Source organism: Variovorax sp. PBL-E5 (assembly GCF_901827185.1).
Classification (GTDB): domain Bacteria; phylum Pseudomonadota; class Gammaproteobacteria; order Burkholderiales; family Burkholderiaceae_C; genus Variovorax.
Genome location: NZ_LR594671.1, coordinates 3,402,898 through 3,423,261 on the forward strand (window position 1 = coordinate 3,402,898; position 20,364 = coordinate 3,423,261).

Genomic DNA, 20,364 nt, shown 5'->3' on the forward strand with positions numbered 1-20,364 from the left:
GCCTTCAGGACAGAAGCATGATCAGGTTGTGCTGGGCATCGAGCGAGGCGCTGGCGTTCGGGCCCATCACCACGGTCGACTCGCGCTGCTCGATGATGGCCGGGCCTTCGACCGGCACGCCGGGCAGCAACGCATAGTGGTCGTAGACCGGCGTGTCGACGAACTTGCCGAGCTCGGAGAAGAACACCGGCCGCGTGCCCTTGCGCGGATCGCGCACCGCACCGGCCTCGCCGCGCAGGCCGGCGAGCGAGACCTCGCCCTTCGGGCCGCTGGCGCGGATGCGCCAGGTGATGACCTCGGCATCGGTGCCGGTGACGGCGCGCCCGTAGAGCGCGACGTAGTTGGCATGGAAGCGCGCCGTGAGCTCCGCGAGAAAAGCCGGATCGGCCGGATCGAGATCCGGCAATGCGACCGAGATCTCGTAGCCCTGCCCCACATGGCGCATGTCCACCGTGTAGCTGAAGCCGATGCGATCGGCCGGCACCTTGCTCGCCAGCACCACCTCGCGGCCCTGCGCCGCGAGGCTGGCCTTGACCACGTGGACGGCGCTCGGATTCCAGGCCGACAGCCGCATCGGCAGGCTGGTCGACAGGTCGGCCGCGACCGGCGCGCCGAGCAGCCCGATGGCCGAGGTCACGCCCGCGCCCAGCGGGCAGATCACCTTGCGGATGCCGAGCTTGCGCGCCACGCCGTAGGCATGCACCGGGCCGGCGCCGCCGAAGGCGATCAAGGGCAGCGCGCGCGGATCGACGCCGCTGTCGGTGGCCTGCATCGAGGCCGCCTCGGCCATGCTCTCGTTGACCATGTCGTGGATGCCCCAGGCGCAGCGCTCGGCGCTGATGCCGAGCTCATCGGCCAGCCGCGCCATCGCGGCCTCGGCGGCCGGCCGGTCGAGCGCGAAATCGCCGCCGAGAAAGGATTTCTCGTCGAGGTAGCCGAGCAGCAGGTCGGCATCGGTCACGGTAGGCTCGGTGCCGCCGCGGCCATAGCAGGCCGGGCCCGGCGCGGCCGCGGCACTGCGCGGGCCGACGCCCAGGAGCCCCAGCTTGTTGCGCGCCGCGATGCTGCCGCCGCCGGCGCCGATCTCGATCATGTGGATCGACTGGATCTTGAGCGGGAAGCCGCTGCCCTTGCGAAAGCGCTCGTGCCGCGCCACCTCGAGGTCGTTGGCCACCATCGGCTGGCCGTTCGGGATCAGGCACAGCTTGGCGGTGGTGCCGCCCATGTCGAAGGACAGCACGCTCTGCTCGCCGGCCTGGCGCGCATAGTCGGCGGCGGCCACCGCGCCGGCGGCCGGGCCGGATTCGATGAGGCGCACCGGCGTGCGCGAGGCCGAGGAGCTCGGCACCACGCCGCCGCTGGAGGTCATCCACAGCAGCTGGCCTTCGACGCCGCGCTGCGACAGCTCGCGCTCGAGGTGGTTCACATGGCCCACCATCATCGGCCGCGTGTAGGCATTGACCACGGTGGTCGAGGCGCGGTCGTACTCGCGCACCTCGGGGCACACGGTCGACGACAGCGACACCGAGATGCCGGGCGCCACCTCGGCCAGCAGCTCGGCGACGCGGCGCTCGTGCTGCGCGTACTTGTAGGCATGCAATAGGCAGACGGCGACCGACTCGACTTTCTTCTCCAGCAGCGTGCGGCCGATGGCGCGCACGCCCTCCTCGTCCAGCGTCTTGATGACGGTGCCGTCGGCCGCGATGCGCTCGTCGACGCCGAAGCACAGCTCGCGCGACACCAGCGGCTCGGGGTACTGGATGCGCAGGTCGTAGAGGTCGTAGCGGCCTTCGGTGCGGATGCGCAGCATGTCCTGGAAGCCGTCGGTGGTGATGAAGGCGGTGTGCACGCCGCGGCGTTCGAGCACCGCGTTGGTGACCACCGTGGTCGCGCCGAGGATCTGCAGCGCGCCGGCGCCGGCCGCCTTGCCGGCGTGCCTGGCGCGCACCTTGGCGAGCAGCTCGTCCACGCCCTGCAGCACCGCGCGCGCCGGCGCATCGGGCGTGCTCAGCACCTTGTGCAGCAGGATGCTGCCGTCGTCCTCGGTCATCGCGAAGTCGGTGAACGTGCCACCCGTGTCGAATGCCAGTTTCATGCCTTTCAGCTCCTTCAGTGTTCGGTTGGATTGCGTCGGTGTCAGGCCGTGGCCGCGTCGGCTGCGCGCCGGCCCGTCATGAAGAGTTCGCCCAGGTCGGCGCTGCTGAGTTCGCGGGTGGGGCTGTCCCAGATCACCTTGCCCAGGCGCAGCACCACGGCGCGCTCGGCCGCCTCCATCGCCTTGCGGGTGTTCTGCTCGACCAGCAGGATCGTGCGGCCGCCCTGGTGCAGGCGCTTGAGTTCGTTGAAGACCAGCGTGATCGCCTGCGGCGACAGGCCGACCGAGGGCTCGTCCACCAGCAGGATCTCGGGCCGGCGCAGCACCGCCATCGCCATTTCGAGAAGCTGTTGTTCGCCGCCGGACATGTTGCCGGCGAACTCGTTGCGGCGCGTGCGCAGGATCGGGAACAGGTCGTAGACGTACTCGCGCTCGCCCTTCAGGTCGCCGTCCTTCAGCGTGTAGGCGGCCATCTCGAGGTTCTCGTCGATGGTCATCAGCTGGAAGTTGCAGCGGCCCTGCGGCACGTAGGCGATGCCGTGCGCCAGCATCGATTGCGGGCGCAGGCCGGCGATGTCCTTGCCCTTCCAGCGGATCGAGCCGCCCTTGTGCGTGGTCATGCCGAACAGCGATTTCAGGAGCGTCGACTTGCCGGCCCCGTTGGGGCCGAGCAGCGTGACGAACTCGCCGTGGCGGATCTTCAGGTCCACGCCGTGCAGGATGTCCAGATGGCCGTAGCCGGCGCGCAGGTTGTCGATTTCGAGTTCCACGATTTCAGTTCTCCAGATCAAGAAGGGCCAAACTCCAGGAACACCGCGGAACCGGCTTTGCCGGGCCGCTGGTGTTGCCCCCTGCAAGGGGGTGGGCGGCCACACGAAGTGGGCAAGCCTGGGGGTGTTTCATATTTCAACCGCCGAGGTAGGCTTCGATCACTTCGGGGTTCTTCACGACCGCTTCCGGCGTGTCGTCCGCCAGCTTGCTGCCCTGGTGCAGCACCACCACGCGGTGGCTCAGGTTCATCAGCACGTCGGTGTTGTGCTCGATCACCACGAAGGTCACACCCAGTTCGCGGTTCGCGTGCTCGATGCTCTGGATCACCTTCTCGATCAGCATCGGGTTGATGCCGGCCAGCGGCTCGTCGAGCAGGATCAGCTCGGGCTCGGGCATCAGCATCGAGGCGAACTGCAGCAGCTTCTGCTGGCCGCCCGACATGTGGCCGGCCGGCAGGTGCGCGACGCGCGCGAGGCCCGCGATCTCGATCAGCTCGCGCGCGCGTTCGCGCAGCGCCTTCACGCGCCGCCTTGCGGCCGGCCCGATCCAGAAGGTGGACAGCACGTTCGGGAAGCGCGACATCTGGCCTGCGAGCACCAGGTTCTCTTCGCAGTCGAGCGTCGGGAAGACCACCGTCTTCTGGAAGCTGCGCAGGAAGCGGCCTTCGCGCGCGATGCGGTTCATCGGCCAGCCGGTGATGTCGATGCCCTTGAGCAGCACGCGCCCGGCATCGCTCTTCTGCAGCCCGGTGCAGCAGTCGAACAGCGTCGACTTGCCCGAGCCGTTCGGCCCGATCAGGCCCATCACCTCGCCGCGCCGGACTTCGATGTCGACGCCCTGCAGCGCGGCCACCGCGCCGTAGTTCTTGCGCAGGCCCTCGATGCGCAGCATGGACGATGTATCAGCGGCCATCGTGCTTCTCCGCTCGGCCGATGCCGGCGATGCGCTCGGCGAAGCGCTCGAACAGCGGCGCCAGCCCCTTCGGAAACAGGAACACCAGGCCGAGCAGCACGAAGCCGTAGATCACCATGCGCAGCTCGGGCGTGATGCGCAGCGCCTCCGACACGGCGACGAAGACGAAGCTGCCGATGATCGCGCCCGGCACCCGGCCGACGCCACCGCCCAGCACGATGATCAGGATGGTGTTGGAGTAGTAGGACTGGAACACCAGCGGGCTCACCACCGTCGAGAAGTGCGCGTAGAGGCTGCCGCCGAGCCCGGCGAAGACCGCGCTCAGCATGAAGACGATGAGCTTGTAGGTCCAGGTCGGCACGCCGAGCGACTCGGCCAGCATCTCGTTGTCGCGGATCGCCACCATGCAGCGGCCGGCCGGCGAGCGGATCAGCGCGACGAAGGCCGCCACCGCGATCGCCGCCAGCACCAGCACGAGGTAGAAGTAGTCGGGCGCCTTGATCACGGTGAAGGCCATGTCGCCGAAGCCCAGCCGCGGACGCGGCACGCCCGACAGGCCCATGTCGCCGCGGGTGAGATCGATCCAGTTCTTCGACACCATCTGCGCGATCACCACCAGCCCCAGCGTGCACATGACGAAGGAGGTGTCGCGCAGCCGCAGCGCCGGGATGCCGAGCGGCAGCGCGATCAGCCCCGCGACCGCGCCGGCGATCAGGAAGTTGAGGAAGAAGGGCGTGCCGAAGTGCAGCGACATCAGCGCCGACGCATAGGCGCCGATGCCGAAGAAGACGCCCTGCGCGAGCGACAGCATGCCGGTGTAGCCGAGGATCAGGTTCAGCCCCAGCGCGGGCAAGAGGAAGATCATCGCCAGCACCATGGCATGCAGGTAGTAGTCGCCGAGGAAGAGCGGCGCCGCCAGCAGCGCGGCCAGGGCGAGCGCGCAGGCGCTCCAGTTCACCGTGGCCAGCCGTGCGGCCGGCAGGCGGGGGGTGTCCAGCGTGGTGGTTGTCATGAGGGCCCGTTGCATGGAGGGGGTTTCAGAACCGGGCCTTGCTGCTGAACAGGCCGTGCGGCCGGAACATCAGCATCAGCAGGAGCGCGATGAAGCCGACCGAGTCGCGGTACTGCAGGCCGATGTAGCCGGCGACCAGGCTCTCGACGATGCCCAGCAGGCAGCCCGCGATCAGCGTGCCGCGCACGTTGCCCATGCCGCCCATCACGATCACGGCAAAGGTCTTGAGCGTGATCGACTCGCCCATGCCGCCGTAGATGCTGACGTTGATCGGCCCGGTCAGGATGCCGGAGAGCGCCGCGATGGCGACGCCGATCAGGAAGGTGCGGCGCACCACCTGCTCGACGTCGATGCCGTTGACCTGGCAGCACTCGATGTTCTGCGACACCGCGCGGATCGAGCGGCCCAGCCGCGTGCTGCGCACCATCCATTCGAGCCCGGCGAACACCGCGATGGTGACGACGACGAGGATCACGCGCTGCTGCGACATGCCGAAGTCGCCGAGCTCGATCGGCTCGATCCAGCCGCCGTTGAACACCTTGTAGCCGCCGCCGAAGGCGAGAATGACGACGTTCTGCAGGATCAGCGACAGCCCCAGCGTGGCCAGCACGCCGGCCTGGAAGGGCTGGCCGATCAGGCGCTGCATCACGAAGCGGCCGATCAGCACCGCGATCACGCAGACGATCGCGACGCCGCCGATGATCGCGAAGCTGTAGTCGGCCGCGAGCTGCGTCATCACCCACCAGGCGGCGAAGGTGCCGAGCATGTAGTACTCGCCATGCGCGAAGTTGATGGCGCGCAGCACGCCGAAGATCATCGTCATGCCGGCAGCGACCAGCGCGTACATCGATCCGGTGATGATGCCGTTGACGATCTGCTCGAAGATGAAGGAGCTCACGGGATGTTCCTGCGCCCTACTTCGCGGCCGCCCCGTAGTCGACCTTGGTGGTGATCGTGCCCTTGATCACCGGCTTGCCGTCGACGATCTCCAAGAGCACCATCGGCTGCACCGCCTGGTTGTGGTCGTCGAAGGTGACCACGCCCATCGGGCTGTCGTACTTGATCGCGGCGAGCGCATTGCGCACGTCCTCGCCCTTGGCGCTCTTGGCGCTGCGGATCGCCTGCGCGACCAGCTGCAGCGTGTCGTAGTGGGTGTAGGCGTGGTTGTTGGGCATCTCGCCGCCATAGGCCTTCTTGTAGTCCTCGACGAACTTCAGGCTGCGCGGCGCCGGCACCTCGGGCAGCCAGGCGGCGGCCTCGACGGCGCCGTTCATGACCTTGGGCGCGGCGGCGATGGTTTCCTTGGTGTTGAACTCGCCGTTGCCGACCAGCGCCACCTTGCCGGCCAGGCCCAGCTCCAGCATCTGGCGCGCGATGATCGGCGTGGTGTCGGCCTGGCCGTAGAGGATGATGGCCTGCGCGCCCGAACGGCGGATCTTGCTCAGCACCGAGCGGAAGTCGGTCTCGGAATCCTTGTAGTAGTCCTCGCTGAGGATCTCTGCGCCTTCGTACTTCGGCAGGTAGCGCTTGGTGAACTTGATGGCGCCGCGGCCGTAGTCGCTGTCGACCGAGAGCACCGCGAACTTCTTGAAGCCCTTGGTCTTGACCGCGTACTCGAGCACGGTGGCCGCGCGGACTTCGTCGGTCGGGTAGTTGCGGAAGGTCCACTTGAAGCCGCCGACGCCGGCCTTGTAGGTGATGTCCGGGTTCGACGAAGCCGCATTGACCAGCAGCACCTTCGATTCCTCCACCAGCGGCTCCATCGCCAGCGTGACGGAGCTGCAGACGTCGCCGATGATGATCGGCGTCTTGTCGAGGCTGATCATGCGCTGCGTCGCGGCCACGCCTTCGGCCGGCACGCACTGGCTGTCGCCGCTCACCAACTCGAGCTTGCGCCCGAGCAGCCCGCCGGCGTCGTTGATCTCCTTGGCCGCCAGCGCGGCGCCCTTGTTGGCGAAGGCGCCGTAGCGCGCATTCGGCCCGCTCATCGGCGCGATGATGCCGATCTTGATCGGCTCGGCGGCCTCGGCCGCGGCCAGCGTGAAGGCGCCCGCGCCGGCCATCGCCACGAGGACGCATCGTGCAGCGGCGCGGAGGGAAGGAATCCCGGGAAAACAGCTCATCGCATCTCTCCAATGATGGGGGTGAAGTGAATGGTAGGAAGCACGGGCCCCGAGGGCCAATAGGGAATCCGGCTTCGGGTATCGGCTTTGCTGATGGGCTCAGCCAAGCAGCGCGACGGCCCGCGCGATGCGCGCACAGCCTTCCTCGATCTGCGCGAGGCTGGTCGCGGTCGACATGCGGAAGTACGGCGACACGCCGTAGGGCGTGCCGGCCAGCACCATGACGCCGGCAGCTTCGAGGAAGAACAGCACCACGTCGTTGTCGGTGTCGAGGGTCTTGCCCTCGGGCGTGCGCTTGCCGATCAGGCCGCCGCAATGCGGATAGAGGTAGAAGGCGCCGCCCGGCGCCCGCGCACGAATGCCGGGGATCGCATTGAGCAGCCGCGTGGCCGTGTCGCGCCGCTCGCGGTAGGTCGCGACCCATTGCGGCAGGAAGTCCGGCGCCGTGTTCAGCGCGACCACCGCCGCGGCCTGACTGATCGAGCAGACGCCGCTGGTCGACTGCGACTGCAGCATGTCCAGCGCGGCGACGATGTCGGCGGGCCCGGCCGCATAGCCGATGCGCCATCCGGTCATCGCATAGGTCTTCGAGACGCCGTTGACCACCAGCGTGCGTTCGCGCAGCGCGGGCTCGATGGCCAGCAGGTGCCGCGGCGCCGCATCGACGAAGCGGATGTGCTCGTAGATGTCGTCGGTCAGCACCATCACCTGAGGATGGCGCAGCAGCACGTCGGCCAGCGCGCGCAGCTGGGCCGTGGTGTAGGTGGTGCCGGTGGGGTTGGTCGGCGAGTTGAAGACCAGCCAGCGCGTGGACAGCGTGATCGCGGCTTCCAGCGCCTCGGGCGTGAGGCGGAAATCGTCCTCCTCGCGGCAGGCGACGATGACCGGCGTGCCGTCGCAGGCCAGCACCATGTCGGGGTAGGACACCCAGAACGGCGCCGGGATGATGACCTCGTGGCCCTCTTCCACCGTGACCGCGAGCGCATTGAAGAGCGCGTGCTTGGCGCCGCAGGTGACGATGATGTCGCGCGGCGCGTAGTCCAGGCCGTTCTCGCGCTGCAGCTTGGCCGCGATCGCCTGGCGCAGCGCCAGCGTGCCGGCGACCGGCGTGTAGCGCGTCTCGCCGCGCTCGATCGCCGCGCAGCCGGCTTCGCGGATGTGCGCCGGCGTGTCGAAGTCGGGCTCGCCGATCGCGAGGTTGACGATGTCCTTGCCCTGCCGGCGCAGCTCGGCGAAGCGTTCTGCGGCGGCGGCGCTGGCCGAGGGCTTGATGCGGCGGATGCGCGACGAGATCCGGGAGGGGCTCACTGAGATTCCTGTGGCGTTGGCGACAGGACGAACGGTAGGCCTTCCGGGCCGGGCGCGCCAAGACGGCTTCGTTCTGCGGCGATCGCATACCCAGATGGCGCCCGGGCCGGCATAAGCGTTCCGGATGGGACCAGAGCGAACTTGTCTTGGCGCCCGGGCGCGGATTGCGTAACGTGGCGTCCTCGCACCGCGAGCATCGAACCACCCGGAGACACCGTGCGCCCATCCGTCCTGGCGACCCGCGCCACCTTTGCCGACATCGCCGACCGCCTGCGCGAGCATTTCGACGTCGAGGACAACCCGTCCGACACCGTCTGGAGCCCGGAAGAACTGCGGCGCCGCCTGCAGGGCAAGCAGGGCGTGATGAGCACCGGCACCGAGCGCATCGACGCCGCGCTGCTGGACGCCTGCCCCTCGCTCAAGGCCGTGTGCAACGTCGGCGTGGGCTACAACAATGTCGACGTCGCGGCCTGCACCGCGCGCGGCGTGCTGGTCACCAACACGCCCGACGTGCTGACCGAGACCACGGCCGACTATGGCTTCGCGCTGATGATGGCAACGGCCCGCCGCATCGCCGAATCCGAGCACTTCCTGCGCGCCGGCGGCTGGACCAAGCCCGGCATCTTCGACATGTTCGCCGGCGCCGACGTGCACGGCGCCACGCTGGCCATCCTGGGCATGGGCCGCATCGGACGCGCGATCGCGCGCCGCGGCGCGGCGGGCTTCGGCATGCGCGTGATCTATCACAACCGCTCGCGGCTGGCGCCCGAGGTCGAGGCCGAGAGCGGCGCGCGCTACGTCGACAAGGCGGCGCTGCTGAAGGAGGCCGATCACCTGGTGCTCGTGGTGCCCTACTCGCCCGCCTCGCACCATGCGATCGGCGCCGCCGAGCTGGCGCAGATGAAGCCCGGCGCCACGCTGACCAACATCGCGCGCGGCGGCATCGTCGACGACGCGGCACTCGCCCAAGCGCTGCGCAAGGGCACGATCGCGGCCGCCGGCCTCGATGTGTTCGAGGGCGAGCCCACGGTGCATCCGGCGCTGCTGGCGCTGCCCAATGTGGTGCTGACGCCGCACATCGGCAGCGCCTCGGTGAAGACGCGGCGCGCGATGGCGGCGTTGACCATCGACAACCTGATTGCGGCGCTCGGCTTCGGGCCATCGGCCGGCCATCCGCCGACGCCGGTCAATCCCGAGGTGCTGGCACACTGAGCACATGCCTTTCAAACTGCTCGTCATGGGGGTCTCGGGCTGCGGCAAGTCCACCGTGGCCGCCGGGCTCGCACGTGCGCTGGGCGCGGCGCTGATCGAGGGCGACGACCACCACCTGCCGCAGAGCCAGGACAAGATGCGCCGCGGTATCGCGCTCACCGATGCCGACCGCGAGCCCTGGCTCGACCAGCTGGGTGGGCTGCTCGCGGACGCGCAGGGCGGCGTGGTGCTGACCTGCTCGGCGCTCAAGCGGCGCTACCGCGACCGCTTGCGCGCGGCCGAGCCGGCGCTGCAGATCGTCTTCATCGAGATCAGCCCCGAGGAGGCGCGCGCACGCGTGGCGGCGCGCGCTTCGCATTTCTTTCCCGCCAGCCTGGTGGCCAACCAGTTCGATGCGCTGGAATCGCCGCTCGGCGAGCCCGGCGTGCTGCCCGTCGACGCGACCCGGACGATCGAGGCGCAATGCGATGCGGTGCTGCGCTGGCTCGCTCCCGCACCATCCCATTCCTGAGGAGAACTCCATCTTGAACAACGTCCTGAAAAGCTTCGACCTCACGGGCCGCACGGCGCTCGTCACCGGTTCCAGTGCCGGCATCGGCTTTGCGCTGGCGCGCGGGCTGGCCGGTGCGGGTGCGCGCGTGGTCCTCAACGCGCGCAGCGCCGGCAAGCTCGAACAGGCTGCCGCGCAATTGCGCAGCGAGGGCGCGACCGTCTTCACTGCGGCCTTCGACGTCACCTCGGGCGATGCGGTGAGCGCGGCGATCGCGAAGATCGAGGCCGAGATCGGTGCCATCGACATCCTCGTCAACAACGCCGGCATGCAGCGCCGCGGGCCGCTCGACGAATTCGAGGAAGCGCACTGGCACGAGCTCATGAAGACCAACGTCGACAGCGTGTTCCTGGTCGGCAAGGCCGTTGCGCGCCACATGATCCCGCGCCGGCGCGGCAAGATCATCAACGTCTGCTCGGTGCAGAGCGAGCTCGGCCGCCCGGGCATCGCGCCCTACACCGCGAGCAAGGGCGCGGTGAAGATGCTGACCAAGGGCATGGCGATCGACTGGGGCCAGCACGGCATCCAGGTCAACGGCCTCGGCCCGGGCTATTTCAAGACCGAGCTGACCGATGCGCTGGTGAAGAACGCGGAGTTCACGCAGTGGCTGGTCGGGCGCACGCCGTCGCGGCGCTGGGGCGATGTGGAGGACCTGGTCGGCGCGGCGGTGTTCCTTGCGAGCGATGCGTCGAACTTCGTCAACGGCCACATCCTTTATGTCGACGGCGGCGTGACGGCCACGCTCTGACAGACATCACACGAAAGAACATCCCATGGAAGCCCTCGTCATCCACGCCCCCGGCGATTTGCGCGTCGAGGACGTGCCCACGCCCGAACTCGGACCCGGCCAGTTGCAGGTGCGCGTGCGCTGCGGCGGCATCTGCGGCTCCGACCTGCACTATTACCAGCACGGCGGCTTCGGCACGGTGCGCATCCAGGAACCGATGGTGCTCGGCCATGAAGTGGCGGGCGTGATCGAGGCGGTCGGCGCGGGCGCGCCGTTCAAGGCCGGCGAGCGCGTGGCGATCAGCCCGAGCCGCCCTTGCGGCGTCTGCCGCTACTGCCAGCAAGGCCTGCAGAACCATTGCCTGGACATGCGCTACTACGGCAGCGCGATGCGCAATCCGCACGTGCAAGGCGCGTTCCGCCAGCAGATCGTGGTCGAGCAGTGGCAGGCGCACCGGCTGGCCGACAGTGTGAGCGACGGCGAAGGCTCGATGGCCGAGCCGCTGTCGGTCGCGCTGCATGCGGTGCGGCGCGCGGGCTCGCTCCTGGGCAAGAGCGTGCTGGTCACCGGCTGCGGGCCGATCGGCGCGCTGGCCATCATCGCGGCGCGGCGCGCGGGCGCCACGCACATCGTCGCCACCGACGTCGGCGCGCACACGCTGGGCAAGGCGCTCAAGGTCGGTGCCGACGAAGTGGTCAACGTGGCGGAAGAACCCGACGGCCTCGCGCGCTTCGGTGCCGAGAAGGGCCGCTTCGACGTGCTGTTCGAGGCCAGCGGCAACGAGCGCGCGCTGCGCGGCGCTTTCGACGCGCTGCGCCCGCGCGGCATCATCGTGCAGCTGGGGCTGGGCGGCGAGATGACGCTGCCGATCAACACCATCGTCGCCAAGGAGTTCGACCTGCGCGGCGCCTTCCGCTTCCACGAGGAGTTCGCGGTCGCGGTGGAATTGCTCAACAAGGGGCTGGTCGACGTGAAGCCGCTGATCTCCGCGACGCTGTCGTACCGCGACTCGGCGCGTGCGTTCGCGCTGGCGGCGGATCGCTCGCAGGCGATGAAGGTGCTGTTGAATTTCGACTGAGCGATCCGCTCACTTGCCGATCAACTGCGTCAGCCGCTCCGCCTCGAAACATTCGGAGCGCGCCGCATCGCCGGGCACGCAGTCCTTCTTGCCCGGCTGCGCGGACAGCGACTCGATCGCCTGCCACAGCAACGCGATCTGGTGGTCCTGGCCGGACGCGGTATCGATCAAACCCTTCATGGCCTGCGACAGCGGATCGTCCTCGAGCGTGATGCCGTAGGCCGAGAATTTCTTCTCGCCGGTCGTCACGTCGGCGCTGGCGCCGGCCTTCGACGGAATGATGCGCGCCGGAATGCCCACCGCGGTCGCGCCCGCAGGCACCGGCTTGATCACCACCGCGTTGCTGCCGATCTTGGCGCCGTCGCCGACCACGAAGCCGCCGAGCACCTTGGCGCCCGCACTGACCACCACGTCGCGCCCCAGCGTCGGATGCCGCTTGGCGCCCTTGTAGAGCGAGGTGCCGCCGAGCGTCACGCCCTGGTAGATGGTGCAGCCGTCGCCGATCTCGGCGGTCTCGCCGACCACCACGCCCATCGCGTGGTCGAAGAACACGCGCTCGCCGACGACGGCGCCGGGATGGATCTCGATGCCGGTGAACCAGCGGGAGCACTGGGAGATCCAGCGGCCGGTCCACTTCAGCCCGTGGCACCAGCACCAGTGCGCGAGGCGGTGCAGCACCACGGCATGCAGGCCGGGGTAGAGGGTCAGCACTTCCCAGCGCGTGCGGGCGGCCGGATCGCGGTCGAGGATGCACTGGATGTCGGAACGCAGGCGCGAGAACATGCGGGTTGTGGTTCTATCGATAGGGCCTGCGCAGTCTAAGGCCCCGGTTCTTCGCTTGCGGCAGGTGGGGTCTTGGGCGTGCCTTGCGCGGCCTCGGTCATCGCCTTCGCGATGCCGCGCAGGATATGGATCTCCTCCTGCGTCGGCTGCGCGCGGTTGAACAGCTGCTGCAGCCGCGGCATCAGCTTCTTGGGCGCCTGCGGATCGAGAAAGCCAACGTCCACCAGCGCGCGCTCCCAGTGCCCGAGCATCCCGGCCAGCGCCTGCGCGTCGGCCGCGCTCGCGGGCGGCGTGGCGTCGCGCACGCCGTAGCCGCCGAGCGCGAGCCGCCATTCGTAGGCGATCACCTGGATCGCGGCGCCCAGGTTGAGCGAGCCGAAGTCCGGATCGGTCGGGATGCTGAGCGCGACGTGGCAGCGGTACACGTCCTCGTTGCGCATGCCGAAGCGCTCGGAGCCGAACAGGAAGGCGACGTGCTGCTCGCCCGCCTGCGCCAGCGGTTCCAGATGCTCGCGCGGCGTGCGCGTGGGCGGGCCGAAGTCGCGCGGCACCATCGCGGTCGCGCACAGGTGGGTGATGCCGTCGAGCGCCTCGTCCAGCGTCTCGACGATGCGCGCGTTGGCCAGCACGTCGAGCGCGCCGCTGGCACGCTGGATGGTCTCCTCGCGCCGCAGCACGTTGGCCCAGCGTGGCGCGACCAGCACAAGGTCGCCGAAGCCCATGGTCTTCATGGCGCGCGCGGCGGCGCCGACGTTGCCGGCATGGCTGGTCTGGATCAGGACGAATCGGGTACGCATGTAAAATGCCCCGATTCTCGCCGCCCGCATCGCCGGGCTGCATTCCAAGGCGCGTTTCGCACGCGGCCCTTCCCGTTCTTCCCACAATCCAATGCCGTCCCCCAACCTGCACCCCATGCTCAACGTGGCCGTCAAGGCCGCCCGCGCCGCCGGCGCCATCATCAACCGCGCCGCGCTCGATGTCGAAGCGGTGCGCATTTCGCAGAAGCAGGTCAACGACTTCGTGACCGAAGTCGATCATGCGAGCGAGCGAGCGATCATCGAGACGCTGCTCACCGCCTACCCGGGGCACGGCATCCTGGCCGAGGAATCGGGCACCGAGCATGGCGCCAGGGATTCGGACTACGTCTGGATCATCGATCCGCTCGATGGCACCACCAACTTCATCCACGGCTTCCCGGTCTATTGCGTGTCGATCGCGCTCGCGATCCGCGGCAAGATCGACCAGGCCGTGATCTACGACCCGACCCGCAACGACCTCTTCACCGCCACCCGGGGCCGCGGCGCCTACATGAACGACCGCCGCCTGCGCGTGAGCAAGCGCACGCGGCTCGCCGAGTGCCTGATCTCGACCGGCTTCCCGTTCAGGAGCGGCGACAACTTCAAGCAGTACCTGGCCATCATGGCCGACCTGATGCCGCGCGCAGCCGGCCTGCGCCGCCCCGGCGCGGCCGCGCTCGACCTGGCCTATGTCGCGGCCGGCTTCTCCGACGGCTTCTTCGAAACCGGCCTGAGCATCTGGGACGTGGCGGCAGGCTCGCTGCTGGTGACCGAGGCGGGCGGCCTGGTCGGCAACTTCACCGGCGAGCCCGACTTCCTCGAACAGCGCGAGATTCTCGCGGGCGCGCCGCGCATCTACGGACAGCTGGTGCCGCTGCTGGCCAAGTACTCGAAGTTCGCCGGCGTCGACGACAAGCTGCGTGCCAGCGAACGCGTGCGCGCGGTCGACCCCGCCGCCGCGCCCGGTCATGCCTATGCGCGCAGCAGCATCGATGCGATGTCGCCGCCCGCCGAGGCCGAGGGTGCGGCCGAAGCCGCACCCGCCGCGCCCGTGCAGCGCAAGCTCACGCGCATCCGCCGCGAAGCTCCCGTCGCCCCCGTCGAAGGCGACCCGCGCGCCAAGTGATGCAGGCGCTCCGCGCCAGCGCGCGCAGCCGCGCGGCCCTGCGCGTCGCGCTGAGCCACTACGTCGCGAACGGGCTGTCGGTCGCGTTCGGCCTGCTGCTGATCTCGGGCGGCGTGCATGTGTTCATGGGTCCGCTGGCCGCGGCCGCCGCGGCCACGGGCGTGATCGTCGCCTCGCCGCCCGACCTGGCGGCGCCGCGCCGCGGCAAGTTCCTGCAGATGCTGCCGGCGCCGCTGATCGGGCTGCCGCTCTTCTTCGGTGTGCAGCTGGTGCATGCCGATCCGCTGCGCCTCGGGCTGGTGCTGGTGCCGGCGACCTTCCTCGCCTTCCTCGGCATGGCCTGGGGCAAGCGCGGCATTCCGATCGCGATCGCGGTCACCTTCTCGATGATCTTCTCGATGGCCACGCACGCGCCCACGGGCATCGACGAGGCGGTCGAGCGCACGCTGAATTTCGGGCTCGGCGCCGCGCTCTACGTGGTCTACGCGACGCTGGCGAACCTCGCGCTCAACGCGCGCTACCGCGTGCAGGTGATGGCCGACATCGTGTTCTCGCTGGCCGCGCTGATGCGCCTGGAAGCGCGCCAGTTCACGCCGCGCGATGAAGCGGACGACGTGCGCAAGACGCCGGCCTCGATGCTCGGCCAGCTGCTGCGGCAGCAGGCGGCGCTGGCCGACCAGTTGCAGGGCGCGCGCGACATCGTGCTCGAATCGCCGCGCACGCCGCGGCGCCAGAAGCTGGCCGGCATGCTGATTGCCGTGATCGAGATGCGCGACCAGCTGCTGGCCAGCGAGCTCGACCTCGACGCGCTGCGCGCGCATCCGGGCCATGGGGAGGCGCTGGCCGAGATGCGCGGCGTGCTCGAGACACTGGCCGACGAGATGACCGCGCTCGGCGATGCGCTGCTGCTCGGCCGCCAGCCCGCGGCGATGCTGGACCGCCGGCCGCAGCTGGCCGCCATCGCGCTGCAGGACGACGGCCAGCGCAAGGGCCACGCCGGGCCGACCACCGCCGTGCTCGGGCGCGGCCTGGCGAGCCGCATCGGCCACATCAACGACGAGGTGCTGCACCTGGTCGCACTGGCCCGCGGCGACGCGCAGCCCGACCTCGCACTCGTGCGCGCGAACTGGCAGATGTTCGTGAGCCCCACTGCATGGTCGCTCAGCCCCTTCTTCACGCTGTGGCGCTGGGACGCGCCGCCGCTGCGCCATGCGATCCGCGCGACGCTCGCGATCGCGACCGGCTACGTCATCGCGGTGTTTCTGCCCTGGGGCTCGCACGACTACTGGATCCTGCTGACCATCATCGTGGTGCTGCGCGGCAGCCTGTCGCAGACGCTGGAGCGGCGCAACAGCCGCGTGGGCGGCACGCTGGTGGGCTGCGTGTTCGCGGTCGGCCTGCTGTCGACGCATCCCTCGCCGGTCACCCTGCTGATCACGGTCACCGTGGCGCAGGCCGTCGCCCATGGCTTCGCGATCCGGCGCTACATCATCACGGCCGTATCGGCCACCGTGCTCGGGCTGGTGCAGGCGCACATGCTCTACGTCGGCGTCGGGCCGACCTTCGCGCTGTTCGAGCGGATCGCCGATACGCTGATCGGCGCGGCGCTGGCCTGGGCCTTCTGCTACGTGCTGCCGTCGTGGGAGCGCAGCCAGATCCCGGCGCTGGTGGCACGCACGCTGACCGCGCAGGCACGCCATGCGCGGCTCGCGCTCGGGCTCGGCCAGCTGCGCGCGGTCGACAGCAGCCCCGAGCTCGAATGGCGACTGGCGCGGCGCGAGGCCTTCGACAGCCTGTCGGCGCTGGTGCAGGCGACGCAGCGCTCGCTCTCCGAACCGCGTGCCGTGCGGCCGCCGATCGAGGCGCTCGAGCATCTGCAGGCGCACAGCTACCAACTGCTCGCCCAGCTGAGTGCCGTCAAGTCGATGCTGGTGCTGCGGCGCGACCGGCTGACGCCGGCCGAGGTCGAGGGCCCGCTCGCGCGCACCGCGGAACGCATCGAGGCGCTGATCGGCGCCACGCCCACCACCGGGCCGTCGATGCCGGAAAGCGGATCCGCCACCGCGCTCACCGGGCCGATCCCGCTGCCCGACCCTTTCGACAACGACATCAGCCCCTGGCTGCTGCGCCGGCTCGACCTGGCGACCGGCATCGCCGCGCAACTGCGCGAGGATGCGGCGCGCATCCTGCAATCCCTCGACGACGAAAGACTCCGCCCCGCCTGATGACCAAGGACATGCTGCTCACCCATCCGTGGTTCGGCCCTGCCGTGGCCGCCCTGATCGCTGTGCCGCTGGCGCTGCTCGTGCACCGCGTCGGCGGGCTCGTGCTGCGCCGCCTGGCGCGCGGCACGCCGACGCTGCACGCGATGCTGGTCAACATGCAGCCGGCCGGCCGGCTGGTGCTGCCGCTGGTGGCCCTGCAGATGGTGTGGCAGGCCGCGCCGGACGATCTGCGCTTCCTCGCCCAGGTGCAGCACCTGAATGGCCTGCTGCTGATCGCCGCCGTGACCTGGCTCGCGGTGCGGGCGGTCAACGGCTTCGCCGACGGCGTGCTCGCGCAGCATCCCTACGACGTGGCGGACAACCTGCAAGCGCGCCGCGTGCTCACGCAGACCCGCGTGCTGGTCCGCACAGCGAGCAGCATGCTGCTGGTGGCCGGTGGCGCGCTGATGCTGATGACTTTTCCCGGCGCGCGCCAGGTCGGCGCCAGCCTGCTGGCCTCGGCAGGCGTGATCGGCATCGTCGCCGGTCTGGCCGCCAAGCCGGTGTTCAGCAACCTGATCGCGGGCCTGCAGATCGCGCTGGCGCAGCCGATCCGCATGGACGACGTGCTGGTGGTCGAAGGCGAATGGGGACGGGTCGAGGAGATCACCGGCACCTTCGTCGTGCTGCGGATCTGGGACGACCGGCGGCTCATCCTGCCGCTGTCGTATTTCATCGAGAAGCCGTTCCAGAACTGGACCCGCAGCAGCTCGCAGCTGCTCGGCGCGGTCTTCGTCCATGCCGACTACGGCATGCCGCTCGCACCGCTGCGCGCGGAAGTCGAGCGGCTGGTGAAGGCGGCGCCCGAATGGGACGGCCGCTTCTTCAACCTGCAGGTGACCGATGCCACCGAGCGCACCATGCAGCTGCGCGTGCTGTGCACGGCGGCCTCGTCCTCGCTCGCCTTCGACCTGCGCTGCAAGGTGCGCGAAGGCGTGATCGGCTTCATGCAGCGCGAGTACCCGCAGTTCCTGCCGCGCATGCGCATCGAGGATGGCGCGGGCGCGGACATGGCTGCGGCAGCCGCGCAGCACGCCATGACGACGGCCTGATCGGCTACAGCCGGCGCACCGGCATGCACAGGGTGCAGGAGAAGGCGCCGGTCTTCTCGTCCATCTCGAAGTCCGTGCCGTAGATCTCGATGGGTGCGCCGTCGTCGGCTTGCCAGCCGCTGTCGGGCAGCCAGTCGCACAGCGCCATCCAGGCCTGGTGGATCACCGCCGACGTGCCGGTGAAGCGGGTGCAGGCAAAGCGGCCGCCGCGCAAGGTCTGCACGCCGATCTCGCCTTCGGGCCTGAAATCGCCATCGACCTCGATACAGGCGTCGTAGCGGCATTTCGCAGGCGGCGTGACGTCGGGGTTGTCGTGGCTGATGCCGTACATCGGCCGGCGCGGCTGCATCAGCCCGTGCTCGCCGCACCAGGCGGCAAAGCGCTGCCAGGTCCGGGCGATGCCCGAATCGCCATAGGGGCCGACATGCCGCAAGTAGGCGACACGGACCTCCGGCAGGGTCTTGATCTCGATCGTCATCTGCGTCTCTCCGGGTTGAGGAACACGGCCCGTGGGCCAGGAACTCTCATCGTGCAGAAAAGCCTCGACGGCCGCTTGATGCGCGTTGCGGTCGGCTTGATGAATCTTGCGCAATTGAACGCGGTGACGCTCGGCCCATGACCTGAAGGCACCGCGCCGCCACGCGCTCGGCGTCACGCCGAAGTGCGCGCTGAAGGCCCGCGTGAACACCGCCGCCGAACCGAAGCCGACATCGAGCGCAATGGACAGCACCGGCTCGGGCGGCAGAAACAGCAGCCGGCCGGCCGCCACCTCCAGCCGGCGCCTCCGCACACGCTCGGCCAGTGTCTCGCCGGTCATGGTCTGGAACACGCGATGGAAATGCCAGGACGAGAAGTGCGCGACCTCGGCCAGGGTCGCGAGGTCGAGCGGCTCCGACAGATGGTTGTCGATGTGGTCGATCACGCGGTTGATGCGCGCGACATAGGCATGGCGCGGGGTCATCGCGGACCGCCCCACGGTGCGCAGGAACATTCTGCTGGCTTGACTTCGACACTATTTAGATATATCTTTATCAAATCCGATACCCACAACGAGGTGCATTTCCATGCGAGATTTCAAACGCTTTTTACACGGCACGCGGCGCGGCGAACACGGCGACGGGCTCGGCGGCAGCCGCACCGACGGCGGCGAACACCACGGCGGTCCGCGCGGTGGCCGCGGCGGCGGCGGACGCGTCTTCGGCCACGGCGGCCTGCGCTTCGTGCTGCTGCGGCTCATCGCCGACAAGCCGGGTCACGGCTACGAACTGATCAAGGCCATCGAGGAGCGCCTCGGCGGCCGCTACAGCCCGAGCCCCGGCACCGTCTACCCGACGCTCACCATGCTGGAAGAGCTCGGCTACGTGCGCGTCGACGCCGCCGACGACGGCGGCCGCAAGCGCTACACCATCACCGACGCCGGCCGCGAATTCCTCGCCGCCAACCAGGTGATGACCGACGAGATGATGGCCCGCATGAATGGCGGCGTCGACGGCGCGGGACCGCGCTCGGGCCGGCCGCCGCAGGTGGTGCGCGCCATCGAGAACCTCAAGCTTGCGATGCGCATGCGCCTCTCGCGCGAACCTCTCACCGAACAACAGGCCCACGAATTCGCCGCAGTGCTCGACAGCGCCGCCCAGCAACTCGAACGCATCTGACATGCCCATGACCGATTTCTCCACCACCCCCTCCTCCGCGCCCGAGCGCCTGCCGCGCCGCCTGCGCCACGAACTGCGCTTTCGCCAGCTCCAGGTGCGCACGGTGCGGCGCCTCACGCCGCACCTGATCCGCATCACGCTCGGCGGCGAAGCGCTCGACGGCTTCACCAGCCCCGGCTTCGACGACCACGCCAAGCTTTTCTTCCCCGACCCGCAGACCGGCGCACTCACCCTGCCCACGGCCGGACCCGGCGGACCGGTCTGGCCCGAAGGGGCGAAGCCCACCATGCGCGACTACACGCCGCGCCGCCACGACGCGGCCGCCGGCACGCTGGAGATCGACTTTGCGCTGCACGATGCCGGCCCGGCCACGCAATGGGCCGAACGCGCCCGGCCCGGCGACGTGCTCGGCGTCGGCGGCCCGCGCGGCTCCTTCATCGTTCCGACGGAGTTCGACTGGCACCTGCTGATCGGCGACGACACCGCGCTGCCCGCGATCTGGCGCCGCCTGGCCGAGCTGCCCGCCGGCGCGCGTGCGGTGGTGATCGCCGAGGTCGATGGCGGAGCCGACGAGCTCGCGTTCGAATCCGCCGCCGATATCGACCTGCAATGGGTCCACCGGCGCGGTGCCGAACCGGGCACCGGCACCCTGCTGCTCGACGCCCTGCGAAAAAAGACGCTGCCCGAGGGCGATTTCCACGCCTGGGTGGCCTGCGAATCGGCCGCGGCCAAGGCGCTGCGCGCCCACCTCGTCGGCGAACGCGGCGCCCGTCCGAAGTGGGTCCGGGCGTCGGGCTACTGGCGGCGCGGCGCGGTCGCGATACACGACACGCACGAAGACTGATCCCCTGTCCACCCCCCGAAAGCAGTAGGCCGCGCCGGCGTTTGACACACCGCAG

The 20,364-nt window shown here is 69.5% G+C and carries 19 protein-coding genes; 9 read left to right on the top strand and 10 right to left on the bottom strand.

Features of this window, described 5'->3' with window-relative positions:
- Positions 1-4: 4 nt before the first annotated feature.
- From WDLP6_RS16525 to WDLP6_RS16555, 7 genes are all read right to left on the bottom strand, one after another.
- Positions 5-2,095 (bottom strand): hydantoinase/oxoprolinase family protein, encoded by a 2,091-nt coding sequence (locus WDLP6_RS16525; protein ID WP_162593217.1) that lies wholly within the window; start codon positions 2,093-2,095, stop codon positions 5-7.
- A gap of 41 nt (positions 2,096-2,136) precedes the next feature.
- Positions 2,137-2,865 (bottom strand): branched-chain amino acid ABC transporter ATP-binding protein, encoded by a 729-nt coding sequence (locus WDLP6_RS16530; protein WP_162593218.1) that lies wholly within the window; start codon positions 2,863-2,865, stop codon positions 2,137-2,139.
- Positions 2,866-3,001: 136 nt separating this feature from the next.
- Entirely contained in the window at positions 3,002-3,778 is a 777-nt protein-coding gene (locus WDLP6_RS16535; protein ID WP_162593219.1) for an ABC transporter ATP-binding protein, read from the bottom strand.
- Positions 3,768-4,790, bottom strand: coding sequence for a branched-chain amino acid ABC transporter permease (locus WDLP6_RS16540; RefSeq protein ID WP_232077087.1), 1,023 nt, complete (start codon positions 4,788-4,790; stop codon positions 3,768-3,770). Before WDLP6_RS16540 ends, WDLP6_RS16535 begins: the two co-directional genes overlap by 11 nt.
- 25 nt (positions 4,791-4,815) lie before the next feature.
- The gene (locus WDLP6_RS16545; RefSeq protein WP_162568204.1) at positions 4,816-5,688 is read right to left on the bottom strand and encodes a branched-chain amino acid ABC transporter permease; all 873 of its coding nucleotides are present in this window, start codon (positions 5,686-5,688) and stop codon (positions 4,816-4,818) included.
- 16 nt (positions 5,689-5,704) lie between these two features.
- Complete coding sequence (locus WDLP6_RS16550) at positions 5,705-6,913, bottom strand: ABC transporter substrate-binding protein (protein WP_174259878.1); 1,209 nt, start codon at positions 6,911-6,913, stop codon at positions 5,705-5,707.
- 99 nt (positions 6,914-7,012) lie between these two features.
- Positions 7,013-8,221 (bottom strand): aspartate transaminase, encoded by a 1,209-nt coding sequence (locus WDLP6_RS16555; protein WP_162593220.1) that lies wholly within the window; start codon positions 8,219-8,221, stop codon positions 7,013-7,015.
- Positions 8,222-8,437: 216 nt separating this feature from the next.
- Between WDLP6_RS16555 and WDLP6_RS16560 the strand changes: the two genes are divergently transcribed.
- Genes WDLP6_RS16560 through WDLP6_RS16575 form a run of 4 tightly spaced genes read left to right on the top strand, consistent with a single transcriptional unit; the run spans position 8,438 to position 11,788 of the window.
- Positions 8,438-9,433 (top strand): 2-hydroxyacid dehydrogenase, encoded by a 996-nt coding sequence (locus WDLP6_RS16560; RefSeq protein ID WP_162593221.1) that lies wholly within the window; start codon positions 8,438-8,440, stop codon positions 9,431-9,433.
- Between the two features lie 4 nt (positions 9,434-9,437).
- The gene (locus tag WDLP6_RS16565) at positions 9,438-9,944 is read left to right on the top strand and encodes a gluconokinase (protein WP_232077088.1); all 507 of its coding nucleotides are present in this window, start codon (positions 9,438-9,440) and stop codon (positions 9,942-9,944) included.
- A 13-nt stretch (positions 9,945-9,957) separates the two neighbouring features.
- A complete protein-coding gene (locus tag WDLP6_RS16570; protein ID WP_232077089.1) occupies positions 9,958-10,731 on the top strand; it encodes a glucose 1-dehydrogenase in 774 nt (257 codons plus the stop codon).
- 25 nt (positions 10,732-10,756) lie between these two features.
- Complete coding sequence (locus tag WDLP6_RS16575) at positions 10,757-11,788, top strand: L-idonate 5-dehydrogenase (RefSeq protein WP_162593223.1); 1,032 nt, start codon at positions 10,757-10,759, stop codon at positions 11,786-11,788.
- Positions 11,789-11,797: 9 nt separating this feature from the next.
- On the opposite strand, the gene cysE is transcribed toward WDLP6_RS16575, so the two are convergent.
- Together cysE and WDLP6_RS16585 are read right to left on the bottom strand one after the other, a co-directional pair.
- Positions 11,798-12,571 (bottom strand): serine O-acetyltransferase, encoded by a 774-nt coding sequence (gene cysE / locus WDLP6_RS16580; RefSeq protein WP_162593224.1) that lies wholly within the window; start codon positions 12,569-12,571, stop codon positions 11,798-11,800.
- 35 nt (positions 12,572-12,606) lie between these two features.
- On the bottom strand, positions 12,607-13,368 hold the full coding sequence (locus tag WDLP6_RS16585) for an RNA methyltransferase (protein ID WP_162593225.1): 762 nt from the start codon (positions 13,366-13,368) through the stop codon (positions 12,607-12,609).
- 91 nt (positions 13,369-13,459) lie between these two features.
- On the opposite strand from WDLP6_RS16585, the gene WDLP6_RS16590 reads away from it, so the two are divergent.
- The 3 genes from WDLP6_RS16590 to WDLP6_RS16600 are packed head-to-tail and all read left to right on the top strand — an operon-like array spanning position 13,460 to position 17,810.
- The gene (locus WDLP6_RS16590; RefSeq protein WP_162593226.1) at positions 13,460-14,494 is read left to right on the top strand and encodes an inositol monophosphatase family protein; all 1,035 of its coding nucleotides are present in this window, start codon (positions 13,460-13,462) and stop codon (positions 14,492-14,494) included.
- Positions 14,494-16,719 carry an FUSC family protein gene (locus tag WDLP6_RS16595; RefSeq protein ID WP_162593227.1) on the top strand — a complete coding sequence of 742 codons (2,226 nt, stop codon included), beginning with the start codon at positions 14,494-14,496 and terminating at the stop codon, positions 16,717-16,719. Before WDLP6_RS16590 ends, WDLP6_RS16595 begins: the two co-directional genes overlap by 1 nt.
- Positions 16,719-17,810, top strand: coding sequence for a mechanosensitive ion channel family protein (locus WDLP6_RS16600; RefSeq protein WP_162593228.1), 1,092 nt, complete (start codon positions 16,719-16,721; stop codon positions 17,808-17,810). The genes WDLP6_RS16595 and WDLP6_RS16600 overlap by 1 nt, the downstream gene beginning before the upstream one ends.
- Positions 17,811-17,814: 4 nt before the next feature.
- Here the strand turns inward: WDLP6_RS16600 and WDLP6_RS16605 are convergent, their stop codons facing one another.
- Positions 17,815-18,801, bottom strand: a complete 987-nt coding sequence (locus tag WDLP6_RS16605) for an AraC family transcriptional regulator (protein ID WP_162593229.1) — start codon at positions 18,799-18,801, stop codon at positions 17,815-17,817.
- Between the two features lie 73 nt (positions 18,802-18,874).
- Here WDLP6_RS16605 and WDLP6_RS16610 point away from each other — a divergent pair, with 73 nt between their 5' ends.
- A complete protein-coding gene (locus WDLP6_RS16610) occupies positions 18,875-19,465 on the top strand; it encodes a PadR family transcriptional regulator (protein WP_162593230.1) in 591 nt (196 codons plus the stop codon).
- A gap of 7 nt (positions 19,466-19,472) precedes the next feature.
- The gene (locus tag WDLP6_RS16615) at positions 19,473-20,309 is read left to right on the top strand and encodes a siderophore-interacting protein (RefSeq protein ID WP_162593231.1); all 837 of its coding nucleotides are present in this window, start codon (positions 19,473-19,475) and stop codon (positions 20,307-20,309) included.
- Positions 20,310-20,364: the final 55 nt, after the last annotated feature.